The sequence below is a fragment of the Paenibacillus faecis genome (genome assembly GCF_008084145.1).
Taxonomy (GTDB): Bacteria; Bacillota; Bacilli; order Paenibacillales; family Paenibacillaceae; genus Fontibacillus; species Fontibacillus faecis.
Map to the genome: position 1 here is coordinate 574622 of NZ_VSDO01000003.1, position 18567 is coordinate 593188.

Sequence of the window (18567 nt, forward strand, 5' to 3'; positions counted from 1 at the left end):
TTAATATGAAGGGAGATTGAAACTCGTGAAAAGCCAAAGACGCGTCGCCGCCTGGATTTGCCTGCTGTCCCTGATCGCAGGAACGTTCTTCGCCCCCCTCGGATTTCCCTATCCTGCCCATGCCGCGGGAGGGCCGAATCTGGCCGCGGGGAAAACGGCGACGGCCTCCGGCCATGCCGATGTTTATGTTGTTTCCAACGTGACGGACGGTAACCCCGAGACGTATTGGGAGAGCACCAATCATGCCTTCCCGCAGTGGGTTCAGGTCGACCTCGGCAGCGCGGCTCAGATCGACCAAGTCGTACTGAAGCTGCCTTCCGGCTGGGAGAGCCGGTCGCAGACCTTGTCCGTGCAAGGGAGCGCGGACGGCTCGAGCTTCTCGGACCTCAAAGCCCCGGCCAGCTATACGTTCGATCCGAACGCCGGGAATAAAGTGTCGATCGGCTTTGCCGCAGCCAGCGCTCGTTATGTGAGAATCCACGTGACGGCCAATACCGCCTGGCCGGCCGCGCAAGTTTCCGAGCTGGAAGTCTACGGGAACGGCAGCGGCGCCGATAACGAGCCGCCGACCGCTCCGGCAAACCTGGCCTATACGCAGCCCACCCCGGATACGATCCGCCTCACCTGGGACGCGGCGACCGATAATGTCGGCGTCGCCGGATACGACATTTACGCGAATAACCAGCTTCGCGGGAACGTAGATGGATCGACGCTTCAGTATACCGACCCGCAACCGGCCGAAGCAACGGTAACGTATTACGTTGTCGCCAAGGACGCCGCGGGTAACGCCTCCCAGCCAAGCCAGACCGTCACCCGGACCGGCTCGGGCGGCGACAACGGGACCAACCTGGCCCTCGGCAAGCCGATGACGGCCTCCTCTTCGACGTTCACCTATGTGGCGGCCAATGCCAACGATAACGATACGAGCACTTATTGGGAAGGAAACGGCCATCCGAGCACCCTCACCGTGGATCTCGGAGCCAATGCCGACATCACGGCGGTCGTCCTTAAGCTGAATCCGGCCAGCGAATGGGCCACGCGGACGCAGACGATCCAGGTGCTCGGGCACGACCAAAATTCCACGACATTTGCGAATCTGGTCTCCCCTGCTTCCTATACATTCAACCCGGCTTTGCAAAATACGGTGACGATTCCCGTGAACGCTACGGTGAGCCGCGTACAGCTCCGGTTTACGGCCAACTCCGGGGCGCCCGGCGGCCAAGTGGCCGAGTTCCAGGTCATCGGTACAACGGCCCCCAATCCCGACTTGACGGTCACGAATATTTCCTGGTCGCCGGCTTCCCCGGACGAATCCCACGCCGTTACGCTTAACGCCACCGTCCGGAATAGCGGCTCCGTGGCCTCTACCGCGACGAGCGTGAATTTCTACCTGGGAGACGCTCGCATCGGGACCGCTTCCGTAGGCGCGCTAGCCGCCAATACCGCGGCGGAGGTCTCCGCGACCCTAGATCCGAAAGAGGCCGGCTCCTATGCCGTAACCGCCAAAGTGGATGAAGACAATAAAGTCATTGAGAGCAACGAGGCAAACAACAGCTACACTCATCCTTCCCCATTGGTCATCGGCCAGGTTCAAAGCTCCGACTTGATCGGAACGGCCTCGTGGACGCCAAGCAATCCCAGCGCGGGCGATACCGTAACCTTCACCGTGAACCTCAAAAACCAGGGAACGATCGCTTCCGCCGACGGAGACCACGACATAACGGTTGTGCTGAAAAACGCGGCGGGCTCCACCATTAAATCGTTTACCGGATCCCACAACGGCGTTTTGGCGGCGGGAGCGTCGGCCAACGTCACCGTCGGGACGTGGACGGCCGCCAACGGCAGCTACACGGTAACGACGACAGTCGCAGCCGATGCGAACGAAGTGGTCGCCAAGCGGGCCAACAACGTCAGCACGTCCAGCTTGTATTCCGGGCGGGGCGCCAACATGCCGTTCACCATCCTCGAAGCCGAAGCCCCGGGGAACGGCACCAACGGGACGAAGCTGGCTCCGAACTTTACGCCGGGCGATTTTGCCGGTGAGGCTTCCGGACGCTCCGCCGTCTATCTGGACGCCGCCGGAGAATACGTGGAGTTCACGCTGACCTCGCCGGCCAACGCGTTCGTTCTCCGCAACGCCGTGGCCGAGAATACCACCGGTACGGTCAGCATTTACGCGAACGGCGTAGATAAAGGCAACTTTACCGTGACCTCCAAGTTTTCCTACGTATACGCGACACCTTCGACGCTCGGGCGGCTCGGCTATGACAATTCGGGCTCCAAGGCCTACTGGCTCTACGAGGATTCGCAGCTGCTGCTGGATCAAGTCTATCCGGCGGGGACCAAAATCCGCATTCAAAAAGATGCCGGAGACGTTCCCTGGATCTATGTGGATATGATCGAGACCGAAAACGTCGCACCGCCCGCCGCGAATCCGGACCCGGGCAAATATGTCCAGGTTTCGGCCGCCAAATCCATCGAGCAGGCGCTGAACGAGTTCCGGCAAGATCCGGCCAAGAAGGGGATTTTCATCCCGGCCGGCGAATGGACCCTCCCGTCCAAAATATACCTGTACGGCCGGGCAACCGAGATCATCGGCGCGGGGCCTTGGCATACCCGACTCGTCGCCCCGAAAGACCAGACGAACACCGATGTCGGATTTAATATCGGCTCCGGCGCGAACGGTTCAACCATCAAGGATCTGTCCGCCTGGGGCAACTATATCTACCGGCAAGACGGACCCGGCAAGTTCATTGACGGAAACGGCATGCAGAACGTCACCATCGAGAACGTCTGGGCCGAACATTTTGTCTGCCTCTATTGGGGAGTGAACTCTTCGCACAATACGTTCAAAAACAACCGGATCAAAAACATGTTTGCGGACGGCATAAACATGACCAACGGCTCCTCCTACAACATCATCGACAACAACTATGCCCGGGGAACCGGCGACGATTCGTTCGCGTTGTTCAGCGCCATTGATTCGGGCGGCTCCTATAACGTCGGCAACAAGTATACCAACCTCACCGCCACCAATGTCAGACGGGCAGCCGCCTTCGCGGTCTACGGCGGACAAAACAACCTGTTCCAGAATCTGTATGGCGCGGATACTCTGACTTATCCGGGCGTCACCATCAGCAGCTTGAGCTTCGGCTACAATACGCTCGGTTTCGGCGACCAGGATACCGTCATCGATGGCGTCACACTGGATCGCACGGGCGGCGATTTCTGGACCAGTGTCGGCGGCGACGACAAAATCAACGACTACCAGAATTTCGGGGCCATCTGGTTCCACGGCGGCGACAGGGACTTCAAGAACGTTCTGGTGAAGAACGTCGACATCAATAACCCGGTGTACTTCGGACTGATGTTCCAGTCCAAGTCTCCGGAGAACCTTCCGATGCAAAATGTCCGCCTGGAGAACATCACGATTAACAACCCGACCCGCTACGGCATTAAACTCGTCGTTAAAGCGGAGGACGGCCAAGGCCCGGTTGTCGGCGAAGCGAGCTTTACCAACGTGAAAGTGAACAATCCGGGCATCAGGGCCATCTACGGCGAGGACCGTTCTCCGAATTTCAACGTTATTCGGGTATCGGGGAATAACTGGTAACCCCTGAAATTTCAGCGGCTTAAGGAAGGAATGAGCGGTGCAAGAGGGTATCCTCGCGGGTCGCCATTCCTTCTTTTCTATACTCTATATTTATTTCTACCTAAGAATTATAATTGAGCATATTACCAAATTATTCTATGGGTAGAGAGGGGAACTTTCGTGAGGAAGCTGGTTGCTTCATTGGCGGTTACGCTTGTTGTCGCGCTGCTTTTTCAGCAGCAGGTGTTTGCCATGGCCATTTACGTTAAGACTTTGACCGGCAAGACCATAACCCTGGATGTGGAGCCTTCGGACTCCATAGAAATGGTGAAGCAGCAAATATCCGATAAAGAGGGCATTCCCGTCGACCAGCAGCGGCTGATTTTTGCCGGGAAGCAGTTGGAGGATGGCCGTACCCTGTCGGACTATAACATTCAAAAGGACTCCACACTGCATCTGGTACTGCGAATCCGCAACGATGCGTCCTTGAAAAGCCTCGCCATCCATCCGGGAATCCTGGACCCTGTGTTTGTTCCGGCGGTGGAAGCGTACCGGGCCAACGTCCCGTACGATATCCCGTCCATTTCGGTCTCCGCCGACGCGGCGGATGACACGGCCTCGATCCAAATCAACGGCGGGGCGGACAATCCGGCGGACGTGCCGCTTCAGGTCGGGGATAATTCCGTGACGATCACGGTAACCGCGGCGGACAATACCGCGAAAGCCTACACCGTGACGGTAACCAGAGCAGCCCCCGTGCCGATTGACAGTTTAGCCGTGGCGGGCACGTCGGCGACCACGGTCGCGTTAAGCTGGGCGGCGGTACCGGGAGCTTCCGGTATGGCGGTCGAGCAGTCCCTTGCAGGGCGGAACGATTGGGCGGCGGCAACGACGACACCGGCTCCTCTAGCGGCGGATGCGACATCCGCGACGGTGACGGACCTCAGCCCGGATACGGCGTATGACTTCCGGCTGGTCGTCACGGGCGGCGCCAACGAGGGCCGGTCCAATATCGTCAGCGTTAAGACCGCCGCGCCGGACGTCGACGCGGAGACACCGGCGGTCGTTTCGCAGCCGCTGGACCAGACGCTGCGCCTGGGCGCTTCCGCCCGGCCTTTAAGCGTCACCGCCCTCGTATATGACGGCGGAACCCTTAGCTACCAGTGGTACCGGGGCGACAAGAACGAGACGGCCGGCGGAACCGCGATTGAGGGAGCGGCCGGTTCGTCGTATACGCCGCCGGATAAGACGGTCGGCACCACATACTATTATGCGGTGATTACGAACATGAACCCGGGCGTGACCGGCGTTCAAACCGCATCAGCCACAAGCTCGGCGGCCAAGGTGACGATTCTCCCGGCCACACCGCCGGGCGGTCATGACGGCGACGGATCGTCAGGAGGCGGTTCCGGCGGTTCAGTCGTGTTATCCCCACAGACTCCGATAAAACCGGAAGATCCGGCGAAACCGAAGGCCGAGTTCACGTTTAAAATCAACGGCCAAAGCGCCGATATCGGGTCCGTCTCGCTCACGGAGGTCAATGGGCGTAAGATCGCCAAGGCCGTGTTGGATTCCGGCAAACTGCGTGAACGACTGGCGGTTGGGGAACAAGCCTCCGCTTCCGTGGCCGTAACGATCACGGTCAATGAAGATGCGGATGCGGTGATCGGCGAAATCAACGGTCAGTTGGCCGATTTTTTGCAGAAGAAGCAGGCCGTTTTGACGGTGGAGTCCCCCCAAGCGGCATTCACGCTGCCGGTGCGGGAAATCAATCTCGACGGTCTATTGCGGCAAATGACATCGTCCAGACAGAACCCGACCATGCAGGACCTGGAGATTCAAGTTGAAGTCGCCAAGTCCCCTGCCGATACGACACGATCGTCGGAACAGGCGGCAGCGCGTCATGATTCGGAACTGGTTTCGCCTCCCCTGGATTTTGCGGTCCGGGGCGTCCATAAACAAACCGTTGTCGACATCCGGGAATTCGGTACTTACCTGACCTGGGACATCCCGCTCCCGGGCGGTGAGACGCCTAAGACGACAACCGGCGTGATGCTTGGCTCCGACGGAACGGCCCGCCCCATCGCGACACGCTTTATGGAGGCGGGGGGCCAAACTTACGCCAGACTGTCGGGCATGGCCACCGACACCTACGCATTGACCCGCCGGCAGCCGGCCGGATTCAGCGATACGACGCATCATTGGGCCAAGGGAGCCATCGAAAACCTGAGTTCGCGGCTGATCCTTACAGGTGGCGAGTCCGGGCTGTTCCGGCCCAACGACCAGATCAGCCGCGCCGAGTTTGCGGTCATGCTCACGCGGGCGTTGGGGCTTCCGCTCAAGGAAGGTACCTCCCTGTTTTCGGATATAAACACGAGCGATGGGTACTACAGCGAGGTCAATACGGCGGCGGCCTTCGGCCTGATCGGCGGCTTCGAAGACGGCTCGTTCCGCCCGGCCGACAAGATCACGCGCGAGCAAGCTATGACCATGATCGCACAGGCGATGAAGCTGACCGGCCTGGCGGACCGACTTCCCGGTCAATCCGGCGAGCATTCTGCGGCGCTGAGCGCGTTCCCCGATGCCGCGAACGTGTCCTCTTGGGCGCTTAGCGGCATCCGGGACAGCTTGGCGGCGGGGCTGATCACAGGCCGTGCTGATGGCAGATTGGCGCCGCAGAGCTCTGTGACCCGAGCCGAGGTCGCCATCATTGTCGAGCGCCTGCTGCAAAAATCAGGACTGATTTAATTCATCATGGGGCTAACCGTTTATCGGTAGCCCTTTATCACTTCTTGCGGGGAGAATTACCTGGAAAAGTTCGTTTATTTGTCGTGGTCGGGTAAGCGTGGCCGAACCTGGGCTGAATTAGCAGTGGAACAGGCTATCGATAGGCTCTGTTGGGCTATGGTTGACCATGGCTGGGCCCAGGCAATAGATTTAACGGGAAAACCTCCCGTTAAATAACGCGCAAATGGCCGGGGGCGAGGATTACCTGGAAAAAGTCCCGCTAATTTGCCGCAATCGGGCCCGATCGGCCAGAATAGGCTGAATTAGCGGGAGAAAATCCAGCTAATTGGGCGAGACCCTACCCATGGGGCAAAATTAACGGGAGGAAATCCTGTTAATTTGGAAGGACGATACAGAAGGACGACGGGACTGGACAATATTGGCAGCGCACTCAGAAGATCGAGGCACTCGGGTGAAGGATTAGTTAGTTGAGTAATATGATCTGCCTGCGGTGTTTAGTTACGGTAGAAGATAGAGGCAAGTTTGAGCTTGGACAGTGTTTGTCTCGGCGAGGTCCTGGGCCTAACTTTGGGGTCGGACACGGCCATGATTGGGCCATGATTGGGCCATGGTTGGGCCATGGTTGGGCCATGATTGGCCATAGTTGGCCATAGTTGGCATGGTTGGCCCCACTTGGGCCATGGTCGGCCATGGTTGCCATGATTGGCCAGAGGTGAGCCCTGCTGAGCCCAGGCAACGGATTTAACGGGAAAACCTCCCGTTAAATGACGCGCAAATGGCCAGGAGCGAAAATTACCTGGAAAAAGTCCCGCTAATTTGCCGCAATCGGGCCGGATCGGCCAAACTAGGCTGAATTAGCGGGAGAAAATCCAGCTAATTGGGTGAGACCCTACCCATGGGGCAAAATTAACGGGAGGAAATCCCGTTAATTTGGAAGGACGATGCGAGAGGACGACGGGACTGGGCAGTATGGGCAGCGCACTCAGAAGATTGAGGCACTCGGGTGAAGGATTAGTTAGTTGAGTAATATGATCTGCCTGCGGTGTTTAGTTACGGTAGAAGATAGAGGCAAGTTTGAGCTTGGACAGTGTTTGTCTCGGCGAGGGCCTGGGCCTAACCTTGGGGTCGGACACGGCCATGATTGGGCCATGGTTGGGTCATGATTGGGCCATGATTGGGCCATGATTGGGCCATAGTTGGCCATAGTTGGCATGGTTGGCCCCACTTGGGCCATGGTCGGCCATAGTTGCCATGATTGGCCAGAGGTGGGCCCTGCTGAGCCCAGGCAACGGATTTAACGGGAAAACCTCCCGTTAAATGACGCGCAAATGGCCAGGAGCGAAAATTACCTGGAAAAAGTCCCGCTAATTTGCCGCAATAGGGTCGAATCGGCCAAAAATGGCTGAATTAGCGGGAGAAAATCCAGCTAATTGGGCGAGTCCACACCCATAGGGCCAAATTAACGGGAGGAAATCCCGTTAATTTGGAAGGACGATGCCGAAAGGACGACGGGACTGGACAACATGGGCAGCGCACTCAGAAGATCAAGGCACTCAAGGGCCCCCCGTTAATGCCCGGGGTTTTCCCGTTATCCCAACGTTCCGCCCCCCCTCTTCCCCTGCAAAACTGATCCAAAATGCGCATGACAACTCGTACCGCTTCCCTTAAACTATGAAGTACAAATTGCACACATTTTCCAGTCTCCCTAGCTTACTCACCCCCACTTCTAAAGGAGGAATGAACTTGTACAATCCCCGCAAACCCAAGCGCATCCTGATCCTGGGCATTCTTGCGGCAAGCCTGACCGCCCTGCCCTTTTCGGCGGCGGCCGCCGAAGGAACCGCCAATCCCACTGTGGAGCTCCGAATTATGGAGACCACCGATCTGCACGTGAACATGGTCAATTATGATTATTTTGCGGATAAGCCTACGGACGAATACGGTTTGGCTAAGACGGCAACGTTGATCAAGCAGGCCCGCACCGAGGCCAAAAACAGTCTGCTCATCGACAACGGCGACCTGATCCAGGGCAACCCGCTGGGCGATTACGTCGCCACGGTAGAAACGTTGAAAGAAGGCGAAACGCATCCCGTCTTCAAGGCGATGAACCTGTTGGATTACGATGCCGGCAACTTGGGGAACCACGAGTTCAACTATGGTCTCGATTTTCTGGAGCAATCGCTTGAAGGCTCGGATTTCCCTTACGTGAACGCCAATGTCTACATAGACGACAAAGACGGGAACCCGGCCAACGACAAAAATGCCTTCACCCCGTACCTGATTCTGGACAAGGAAGTCACCGACAACAGCGGGGCCAAGCATAAACTCAAGGTCGGAATCATCGGCTTCGTGCCGCCGCAAATTATGGTGTGGGACAAAGCGAAGCTCGAGGGCAAGGTCGTTGCCAAAGATATTGTGGAGACGGCGGAGAAATTCGTTCCTCAGATGAAAAAAGAGGGCGCCGACCTGATCATCGCGGTTCCGCATTCGGGCTTTGAAGACATCCCGCAAACCCCGCTAATGGAGAACTCGGTCCTCTACCTCAGCAAGGTCAAAGATATCGACGCCATTTTATTCGGGCATGCGCACAAGGTGTTCCCGGATGCTTCCTTTGAGGGTAAGCCCGGCGTTGACCTGACCAAGGGCACCATTAACGGCGTGCCCGCCGTGGAGCCCGGATATTGGGGAAATAACCTGGGGATTATCGACATAACCCTGGAGCAAAAAGACGGCAAGTGGACGGTGAAAAACTCCGCCGCTGCCGTGAAACCGATCTTCGACAGCGCGAAAAAGCTCCCTTTGGTCGAGGCGGACCAAAGCATCTGGAACGCGGTGAAGAAAGAGCATGAGGCCACGCTGGAATATGTTCGGGGACCGGTCGGCAAAACGACCGCGCCGATCAACAGCTGGTTTGCCCTGATCCAGGACGATCCGTCCATTCAAATTGTGACGAACGCGCAAAAATGGTACGTGGAGCAGCATCTGCAAGGCACCGAATACGAAGGACTTCCCGTTCTTTCCGCGGGGGCCCCGTTTAAAGCGGGCGGACGCCAAGGCCCGAACTATTACACGGATATTCCGGCCGGCAGCATCGCCATCAAGAACGTCGCCGACCTCTACCTGTACTCCAACACGGTTAACGCCGTGCTGGTCACGGGAGCCGAGCTGAAGGAATGGCTGGAATGGTCGGCAGGACAGTTTAATCGGATCGATCCCGCCGGCACACAAGAACAGGCTTTGGTCAACTACGACTTCCCGACCTATAACTTCGATGTCATCGATGGCGTCACTTATCAGATTGATGTGACACAGCCCGCCAAATACGACGCCAAGGGCGGACTGCTGAACGAGAAGGCCAGCCGGATCGTGAATCTGTCCTACGAGGGCAAACCGATTGATCCGGCGCAAAAATTCGTCGTGGCGAGCAACAACTACCGCGCCTCGTCCAGCAAGTTCGCCAATCCGGACGGCAAACGGATCATTCTCGCTTCGCCGGATGAAAACCGGCAGGTCGTCATCGACTATATCCGCTCGAACGGCACGATCAACCCGAGCGCCGACGGCAACTGGTCGCTGGCGCCCTTCGGCAGCGCGAACGTGACGTTCGCCACTTCGCCGGCGGCCAAAGACGCTATGGCCGGTAACGCGTCGCTCGCCGCCAAGCAGAACGAGTTGACGTACCTCGAAACGACCGAGGACGGCTACGCCAAGTTCAAGCTGAGCGTGACGGCCGACGGCAGCAAGCCGGTGGCCCAGCCGGCGTCGCCGGCGACTCCGCAGCCGAACCCGGCAGAGACGCCGGTGACGACGCCGGAGCAGCCCGCTCCGGAAGCCGCGAAAGCGGAACCGGCCGCTCCGGCGAACAACCCGGCTCCGACCCAGCCGCCGGGGGCGGCCAAAGAAACGGTCTACGTCGTTAAAAAAGGCGACAACCTGTACCGGATCGCCCTCGACCACAACACGACGTGGCGGGAGTTGGCCAAGTACAACAAGTTGGCCAACCCGAAGCTCATCCGTGTCGGGCAGCATATCCTCATTCCGGCCAAATAACAAAGGCCGGAACTAACGAACCCTGGCGCAGCCAAGCAGCTGCGCCAGGGTTATTTTCGCTTGGTCCGACCTCTCCCCCAACACCTCAGGGCGTTTAAGATTCACTTAAGGTTAGCGGCGTATTTTTAGGGAACACATCACTTACATTACAACCGGGGAGGATTAAGTCCAAATGATAACATCCAACGGAGCAGGCAAAGAAACCAGAAAAAAAAGCATCACGTATTTTAAATTCGGCTTGGATCTCATCATGGCGCTGACGTTTGTGCTATTTTTTAACAAGCAGGTTCTCGGGGGACTTACGTTTCATGAAATGGCGGGGATCGGTTTTGCCGCGGCCTTTCTTCTCCATATGGGACTCAATTGGAGATGGATCGTCAGGGTGACGTCGAAGTTGTTCGACCGCAAGCTGCCGCTGAAGACCAAGTTCAGTTACTTGTTGAATCTCGTGCTGTTGTTGTCCATGACCTTTGTAATCATCTGCGGGCTTTTTATTTCCAGGGTCGTCTTTCCCGCGCTTCGCGTCGGCAACGAGCCATGGTTCAAAGTCGCGCACATGTCCGTCGCCTACTTGGTGCTGATCCTCGTCGCGGTGCATATCGGCTTGCACTGGAAATGGGTCGTGGGCGTCTTCCAGCAAATCGTCCGCTACCGTATGAAAAAGCCCTTCCCCGCCATGGCCGCAAAGCTAGCCGCGGCCGCGCTGCTGGTGTTCGGCTGCTATCAAATCTATACCTCGAACTTCGCCATGCATTTGCGGGGTGTTGCCCAGGTAGCCGGCTTCTCCACCCCGTCGGTGCACGCGGGCGGACGGGACGGCGGACGGCCGGAAGGATTCGGGACGGCCGCTTCCATGCAAAGTAAGGGGGAACACGGCGGGTTCGACCGAGCCGGCCGCGAAGGCGGATTCGAGGGTAGAGGCGGAGGCGCCGGGCCGAACGTTTTTGGCGTCGTCGGTGAATACCTCGGTATCATGTCTGTGTTTATTATCATCGTTTACTACCTGGATCAATGGCTTCTAAAGCGGAACGCCGCAAGGAAGAAGCAGCGCCTCCAAAAAGCGGGCCCGGCCGGTGCGTAACGGATGCAGAAGAAAGTACAAGATCCATGCGCGGCCACCAGTTCATGGTCAGATCACGGATCCCCTAACCTAACCCTTCAAGATCCCGCCCAGATAGCCCGACAGCGCCTCGGCGGCCTTGGCATGCGCCCGTTTCCCCGGGTGCGTGCGGGCGCCGACGGTTTCGTCTGTCGTGTCGGGCAACTGGAACACGGAAACCCGGCGGTCTCCCGTAGCCCGGATATACGCATCCACCGCCCGGTAAATGGACGGCATCAACGGAAGCCCCAGCATCCCGTAGACCCAGACGATGTGGGCGTGCTTGTTATTTTTCCGCAGCTTTCCAAGAAAGCTCTCCACCGCCCGCTCGAAAGCGCGCAAATCCTCCTCGTTGTACGTCCCGTCCTCATTCAAACGCTGCTTATGCGCTTCTCCCGTAACCGGGTCTCCCCATGCCGGATTATTAAAGGCCCCGGCATCGTTCGTCCCCAGATTCACGACCACCGCGTCCGGCTGCCAGGACGCAAATTCATGTTTCCGAAAAGCACCCAGCGCTTCGTTCCTGGCCCCCGTCAGAAGTCCGCAGACCTGCTCGTAGTAAGCCGGAATCACGTTTCGGGGGTTGTTGTCCCAACTGGTGAGCACGCCCCAGCCGCTCTGGGAGATCACGCGGTATTCCGCGTTCAGCGCCTCCGCGGTCATGTACGTGTAATTGTCCACGGCGCTGAACCACATCGGAATCCAGTCCTCCTCCGTCCGGGCCCCAACCGCTCCCTCGCCGGATGTAATGCTGTCGCCGATAAACTCGATCTTGACCGGCTTGTCTTCCACAGGCGCAAAGGTCCCGTCGAACTTCACCGCGTGAATCCGTAAAGAGCAGCCCGGGTCCCCGTTCATGGCCTGGACGTCTTTGACGACCCGGACATTTTTGACCCTGTCGGGGTTCATCCCCCTAAAAAGGCAAACCCAATATCGTCCCTTGGTCAGCATCTGCCTGCTCACAGCCGCGGAGTTGATCAGCACGGTGATCCAGGACTCGTACTGATCATAATCCGCTTCCACCTCGATCCAAAGCTCGGACCCCTTGGCGTTGAGTTCTATGCCGCTGCCCGTCCAGAACAGTGTCAAGGGCGCAAGGTCTCCGGTGGTCCGTCCATGAACCTTCAAATGCGCGATTTCCGACAACGCGTACGGCTTCAACTTTTTCTGGTCCTGATCCTTCAAACTCGTCTCCTCCATTCAAATTCTCGGAATTGATGATTTCGCTTTATCCTGCGTTTCCGCGGCCATTCGAATCGTTAAAAAGCAATACAGGAGCATACTCATAGACGGAGCGCCTAAAATAAAGGGGTTGAATTGGGAAGCGACGATGATGGCCACCACCAGATAAAGCGCCCCGGCCGCCTCCGCCGCTTTGTTCTTGACAAACCATACGATAAAGATGAAGAAGGCCGCCCAGCCCGCAACGCCCACTACCCCGATTTGAAGCAGCAGGGAAGGCAGCAGCATTTCATATAAATAAGGTTGCTCCATGGAGCTCCTCAACAAATTTTCCGTGTAGCTCCCATAACCGAATCCGATCCAGGGACTTTCCCGCCATTGCTCCAACAAAGCCCGGGTTTGCACCAAACGGGTGTCATTGGCCCTTTTCGCTCCCTCCAGTTCGTCGGTAAATCGCAGTTCCTCATTGACGCCCTCCTGAATGCGGATATCCCCCTCCTTAATGGCGCTGGTACTGTTCACCGCGAAGGTGTTCTGGATTCTGGTGAATAGATAGTTGTCCAGCAGAGTGGCATTCAGGATATAGCCGCTAACCACGGCTAAACTTAGGCAGACGACCAACTTTTTATAGTGAATCCGGCCCTTCATTCGGTTGCGGAAATAAAACAGTAACAGAAATAAAAATCCGAATAACAATCCCATCCACAGCGATTTGGTCAAAGTCAGAAACAGCGCCGTGAGGCCGAGCAGATAAAATAGGCATGTCCTCGGGGTCAATTTGCTCTTATGCGTAAAATAAAAGATCATCAGCAAATACAAGGACGTTGGATAAATGATCCTGAAATAATTCATCGGATACATGACCGGCGGGCGTTCGGAATGCCCCAGCGTTAAGGAACGGAGCGTTTCGAAAAAATGAATGGCGAACGTAGCGTCGCCGTAGATTTTTTCACCCGTGTACAAAAAGATGTGCAGCAGAGCCAATCCGGCGAGACAGAACTTGATCAGGGGCTCGGCCCGATGCAATCGGATGTACCCGATTCTCATCAGAATCAGCAGCGGAAAGTACAGCAGCAGCAAGGTTGTCGATTTGACCTGTTGCACCGCCATTTCGACGCCGTACCCGGAAAAGGCCGGAATGATAAAGACCCAAATGGCATTGAACAATAAGAATAAAGCGAGCACGAGGTCAAAAGGATTCAACATCCCCCACATCGGCGCTTCGCCGTCTCCATGGACCCAAGTTAATTTCTTTGTTGCCGCAGCATGAACGAGCATCCCGCAAAGCGCCGCGAGAAATAAAGCATAGGTCAGCACCCGGACCGGAATTTCCCCGACCAGCAGCAGTTTCCCGTTATAGCCCAAAATAAGCTCGCCGATAAATAGAGTGGTGATGACGGTTAGCAACAACCGCGGCATTTTTTTCAATAGATGCGATCTGCCCATGGTGATCAATGCCTCCAATGTAAGTCCAAGCGGACTGATCTGAGTTGTCTGAATTGAGACCTCCCCTTATTCTAGCAATTTAGGTACCGCCGCACTATGGGGGTAAATTCCAGGAATTTAACCGATGTGGGTGAAATCCCCTTTTTTCCGAAACTCTATTCTATACATATCCGTCTATATTAATAGACTCTCTATTTCGACGTAGTCCCACAACATAAAAAGGGGTGCACGCTATGAAAAAATGGATGGCTGCGAGCGTTGTTTTGGCCCTGCTGGCTGCAGGGGGCACGAACGTTCACGCAGCGGCACAGCAGGCTTCGCCGCAACTGGTAATCAAAGGAACCCCGGTCAAGTCGGACGCGGCGCCTGTAATAAAATCGGGACGCGTGCTTGTCCCGATTCGGGTGGTGACGGAAATGCTCGGCGGGAAGGTGACCTGGAACACGCCCGAGCAGACCGTTTCCCTCCGGAAGTGGACGGACACGATTCAACTGACGCTCGACAAACAGACGGCGGTCATCAACCGCCCCGGCGAAAGCAAGCCGGAAACCCGGCAGCTTGAGGCCCCAGCCAGGCTGGTGAACGGCCGGATCTATGTACCGCTGCGGTTCGTGTCGGAAGCGTTCGGCTACCCGGTGGATTGGGACGGGACGACCGCCCGTGTAAAATCACCGCTCAGCATGAAGGAACAGGAAATCCTGGCCTCCGGTTCGCTGGAGGATGCCCGGCAGCTGGTGAAGAAACAGCTGCTGTCCGGAACGGTGCACTACAAGCATGAGGCGTTAGTTTACAGCTATGAAAGCGAGTATCGGGAGACGACCTTCCTGTTTCCGGAAGGGGAGGCGCTTCGCGGCTATATGATCCAGGGAGACACCATCATGCGGTTTGAGTTCAAGGAAGATTTCCCCCTGGCGGTTTGGCAGGCCCGCGTCAAGGAAGGCGATAAGACGACCTCGGTCCTCCAGGGGCATTGGACAAAAGCCATAGGCGAAAATCCTTCGATCAAAAAAGCCTTCTTCACCTACACCTCCGGCGGCTGGGGAGACAGCTTCAACGAGGAGACCGGCTGGATCGATCCGCAAGGCGAATATTCGCAGCTTGGCTACAAACGCCTGGTCGGCGGAGAGGTGGAAATGTCCCACGGGACGATCGCCTACGCGCAGACCCATGAGAAGCGGCAGGAGACCGTCAAGTTCAATAAGACGGGCGGCGCGGGCAAACCTTGACGGGAATGCGGCAAACAAGCCCGCGCGGCGCACGCTCCGCCTGCCATATAAAAAGTGCCCTGTCCGATACGTTATCGGAATCGGGGCACTTTTATTTTTCAGCTTACTTTAACGCCTTCCAAACCCAATTCTCCACCTCCGGCAGATCGAAGCCTTCCTCCCGGATATACTCGTGATGTTTCTTCAGCATGGCGTCCATCTCCTCGACGATCGCGGCGTATTCGCCGGCGTCGGGCAGATTCAGCACGGCTTCCTTCACCAGGTCGAAGCGGTCCATCTGGTTCAGCACGCGCATATCGAACGGGGTTGTGATGTCGCCGTTTTCGCGGTAGCCGTGCACGTGCAGGTTATGGTTGCGGCGTTCAAAGAACAGGTCTTTGATCAAGCCTTCGTAACCGTGGAAGGCGAAGACGACCGGTTTATCCTGCGTAAAATAGCGGTCGAATTCGTCGTCGGACAAGCCGCGCGGGTCCAGCTTCCGGCTTCTGAGCTTCAGCAGGTCGACCACGTTGATGTAGCGGATTTTCAGCTCCGGCAGCTTCTCATGCAGAATCGAGATCGCCGCCAGGCTTTCGATCGTCGGCTCGGTGCCGGCGGAAGCGAAGACGATATCCGGCTCCCCGCCTTGATCCGTGCTGGCCCAGTCGATCACCTTCAAGCCTTTCCCCACCAGCTCCTGCGCCTCTTCCGCCGTAAACCATTGCGGACGCGGGTGCTTGGACGAGACGATCAGGTTGATCTTCTGGCGGTCGTTCAGCACCGTGTCGAACACGGCCAGCAACGTATTGGCGTCCGCCGGCAGATACTCCCGGATGAATTCCGGCTTCTTGTCGGCCAGATGGCCCAGCAACCCCGGATCCTGGTGCGTGTAGCCGTTATGATCCTGCTGGAACACCGTCGACGTGGCCACAACATTGAGCGAAGGAATGTCCGCGCGCCAGCCTTGATCGGTCGCCTTGCGCAGCCATTTGAAATGCTGGGTCAGCATCGAATCGACCACCCGCAGGAACGCTTCATAGCTGGCGAAGAACCCGTGGCGGCCCGTCAGGACGTAACCTTCGAGCAAGCCTTCAGCCTGATGCTCGGACAGCTGGGAATCGATAACGCGGCCGTAAGGCGCCAGGAACTCGTCGTTCGGTTCTTTGATGGCGTCCAGCCATTGGCGTTTGGTGACCTCGAACACCGGGCCCAACCGGTTGGACATCGTTTCATCGGGCCCGAAGATGCGGAAGTTCCGGTTCTCCTCGTTGATCCGCACCACTTCGGCGATGTACTTGCCCAGCACGGCCATATCCTGCGCAATTACTTTGCCCGGAACGGAGTTATCCAGCGCATAGTTGCGGAAATCCGGCAAGCGCAGGTCTTTCACGAGTTTGCCGGCATCGGTGACCGGATTTCTGCCCATCCGCCGGTCGCCCTTCGGCAGGATTTCGGCGATCTCGGCTTTCAAGCGCCCGTTTGCGTCGAACAACTCTTCGGGACGGTAGCTGTTCATCCACTCCAGCAAAGCCGGGGCATGCTGCATGTTCTTTTGATCCGCCGGAATCGGAACCTGGTGAGCGCGGAAGGAGTCTTCGTTCGGCACGCCTGCCCATTCCTTCGGCCCCGTCCAGCCTTTAGGGCTGCGGAACACCAGCATCGGCCAGGCCGGACGGGCGGGATCGTTGTTTTTGCGCGCATGGCTCTGAATGCTATGAATCCGCTCAATGATCGCGTCCAGCACGAGGGCCATTTCCTTATGCATCCGCGCGGGGTCTTCCCCTTCGACAAAGAAAGGCTCCCAGCCCATGCCCTTAAAATAGGCCGTAATCTCCTCTTTCGATTGACGGGAGAGAATCGTCGGGTTGCTGATTTTGAAGCCGTTCAGATGCAGGATCGGCAGCACCGCGCCATCCGTAATCGGATTGATGAACCGGTTGGAGAACCACGAAGCGGCCAGAGGTCCGGTTTCCGCCTCGCCATCGCCCACCACGACCGCGGAAATCAAATCCGGGTTATCCAAAATCGCGCCGACGCCGTGGGAAAGCGAATACCCCAGTTCGCCGCCTTCATGGATCGATCCCGGCGTCTCCGGAGCCGCATGGGAAGCTACGCCGCCCGGGAACGAAAATTGCTTGTACAGCTTTTTCAAGCCGGGGATATCCTGCGTGATTTCGGGATAAATTTCCGTATAGCTGCCATCAAGGTACGAATTGGACACCATGACCTGGCCTCCATGGCCCGGGCCTTCGATGTAGAACATGTTGAGATCGTATTTCGTGATGATCCGGTTTAAGTGCGCGTAGATGAAGTTCTGCCCGGGGATAGTTCCCCAGTGCCCGATCGGTTTAAGCTTCACGTCCGAAGCTTTCAACGGTTCCCTTAACAGCGGATTATCCTTCAAATACAGTTGCCCGACGGAAATAAAGTTCGCGGCGCGCCAATAAGCGTCCAGCTTCTCCAGATACGTTTTTGACGAGTAGTCCAGTTGTGCGATGGGTACTCCCATGTCATTCACTCCTATCTCTTTGTTCGTTCATTTGTGAAACATTTCACCTATGTATCTATCATAACGACTTTTTTGAAAAATGATACGGTCCAATTTTGTGAAAAGATGAACATGCTATGAATTTTGGTTGAACCAAAGCCGATCATAACTGCCGCCCAATAGGTGGTTTGCTCTAAGGCTATAAGCCTTTATTACCGGCTCGCGTCTAAAGGCGCTAGCTTTCACTGCTTTCACTGCTTTCACTGCTTTCACTGCTTTCACTGCCTTCACTACGTTCAAGCTAATATGCCGCTGCCGCTTTTGCCTATCCCTGAAGGGGTTCGATTATTACTCGTACTCCGTCAGACAAACCTTGATAACATAGAATTCCTGCATATGTGCCACTAGCGTTGCGTTAACCCGAAGGGTCTAATGGCCGTAATCGCCTCCCCTAGAAGCCGGGCGGTGGATAAGGGCTTTTTGAGGCGTTATTTTGTCGAATTCGTCCCTTCGATGAGAAATAGCGGTCATTTGGGGCCTTATTTTAGGGAAAAGCGGGTCGAAAAACGATTTTTGGAATCGCACCAGAGAAATAAGGCCCTTTTTAGCCGCTATTTTCCCCGAAAAAGCGAATTTGGGCGAAATAGCAGCCCAAAACGCCGCTATTATAACGGGCGGCAAGTGAGATTGCGGGGTCGGCAACACCATATCAGGTTTAATGCAACGCCAGTGCGCATCTGCAGGAATTTTCGACGAA

At 56.7% G+C, this 18567-nt stretch carries 8 protein-coding genes; 5 read left to right on the forward strand and 3 right to left on the reverse strand.

Annotated features, from left to right (window positions below; all coding sequences use genetic code 11):
* Positions 1-25: 25 nt before the first annotated feature.
* The 4 genes from FRY98_RS16050 to FRY98_RS16065 all read left to right on the forward strand — a co-directional run bounded on the left by FRY98_RS16050 (position 26) and on the right by FRY98_RS16065 (position 11471).
* Positions 26-3613 carry a discoidin domain-containing protein gene (locus tag FRY98_RS16050; protein WP_148453736.1) on the forward strand — a complete coding sequence of 1196 codons (3588 nt, stop codon included), beginning with the start codon at positions 26-28 and terminating at the stop codon, positions 3611-3613.
* Positions 3614-3772: 159 nt separating this feature from the next.
* Entirely contained in the window at positions 3773-6340 is a 2568-nt protein-coding gene (locus FRY98_RS16055) for an S-layer homology domain-containing protein (RefSeq protein ID WP_148453738.1), read from the forward strand.
* A gap of 1737 nt (positions 6341-8077) precedes the next feature.
* Entirely contained in the window at positions 8078-10390 is a 2313-nt protein-coding gene (locus tag FRY98_RS16060; RefSeq protein WP_148453740.1) for a bifunctional 2',3'-cyclic-nucleotide 2'-phosphodiesterase/3'-nucleotidase, read from the forward strand.
* A gap of 172 nt (positions 10391-10562) precedes the next feature.
* Positions 10563-11471: a DUF4405 domain-containing protein gene (locus FRY98_RS16065; RefSeq protein WP_148453742.1), complete on the forward strand. Its 909-nt coding sequence runs from the start codon at positions 10563-10565 to the stop codon at positions 11469-11471.
* A 69-nt stretch (positions 11472-11540) separates the two neighbouring features.
* On the opposite strand, the gene FRY98_RS16070 is transcribed toward FRY98_RS16065, so the two are convergent.
* Both FRY98_RS16070 and FRY98_RS16075 read right to left on the reverse strand, forming a co-directional pair.
* Positions 11541-12689, reverse strand: a complete 1149-nt coding sequence (locus FRY98_RS16070) for an SGNH/GDSL hydrolase family protein (RefSeq protein ID WP_148453744.1) — start codon at positions 12687-12689, stop codon at positions 11541-11543.
* The gene (locus FRY98_RS16075) at positions 12690-14117 is read right to left on the reverse strand and encodes an O-antigen ligase family protein (RefSeq protein ID WP_148453746.1); all 1428 of its coding nucleotides are present in this window, start codon (positions 14115-14117) and stop codon (positions 12690-12692) included.
* Positions 14118-14350: 233 nt separating this feature from the next.
* Between FRY98_RS16075 and FRY98_RS16080 the strand changes: the two genes are divergently transcribed.
* The gene (locus tag FRY98_RS16080) at positions 14351-15343 is read left to right on the forward strand and encodes a copper amine oxidase N-terminal domain-containing protein (RefSeq protein ID WP_148453748.1); all 993 of its coding nucleotides are present in this window, start codon (positions 14351-14353) and stop codon (positions 15341-15343) included.
* Positions 15344-15446: 103 nt separating this feature from the next.
* On the opposite strand, the gene FRY98_RS16085 is transcribed toward FRY98_RS16080, so the two are convergent.
* The gene (locus tag FRY98_RS16085) at positions 15447-17831 is read right to left on the reverse strand and encodes a phosphoketolase family protein (protein ID WP_148453750.1); all 2385 of its coding nucleotides are present in this window, start codon (positions 17829-17831) and stop codon (positions 15447-15449) included.
* Between the last annotated feature and the right edge of the window lie 736 nt (positions 17832-18567).

Excerpts from the sequence above, each read along its gene's own strand:
- FRY98_RS16060 (WP_148453740.1), top strand. The coding sequence starts at position 8,078 with ATGAACTTGTACAATCCCCGCAAACCCAAGCGCATCCTGATCCTGGGC.
- FRY98_RS16065 (WP_148453742.1), top strand. The coding sequence starts at position 10,563 with ATGATAACATCCAACGGAGCAGGCAAAGAAACCAGAAAAAAAAGCATC.
- FRY98_RS16070 (WP_148453744.1), bottom strand. The coding sequence starts at position 12,689 with ATGGAGGAGACGAGTTTGAAGGATCAGGACCAGAAAAAGTTGAAGCCG.
- FRY98_RS16075 (WP_148453746.1), bottom strand. The coding sequence starts at position 14,117 with ATGGGCAGATCGCATCTATTGAAAAAAATGCCGCGGTTGTTGCTAACC.
- FRY98_RS16080 (WP_148453748.1), top strand. The coding sequence starts at position 14,351 with ATGAAAAAATGGATGGCTGCGAGCGTTGTTTTGGCCCTGCTGGCTGCA.
- FRY98_RS16085 (WP_148453750.1), bottom strand. The coding sequence starts at position 17,831 with ATGGGAGTACCCATCGCACAACTGGACTACTCGTCAAAAACGTATCTG.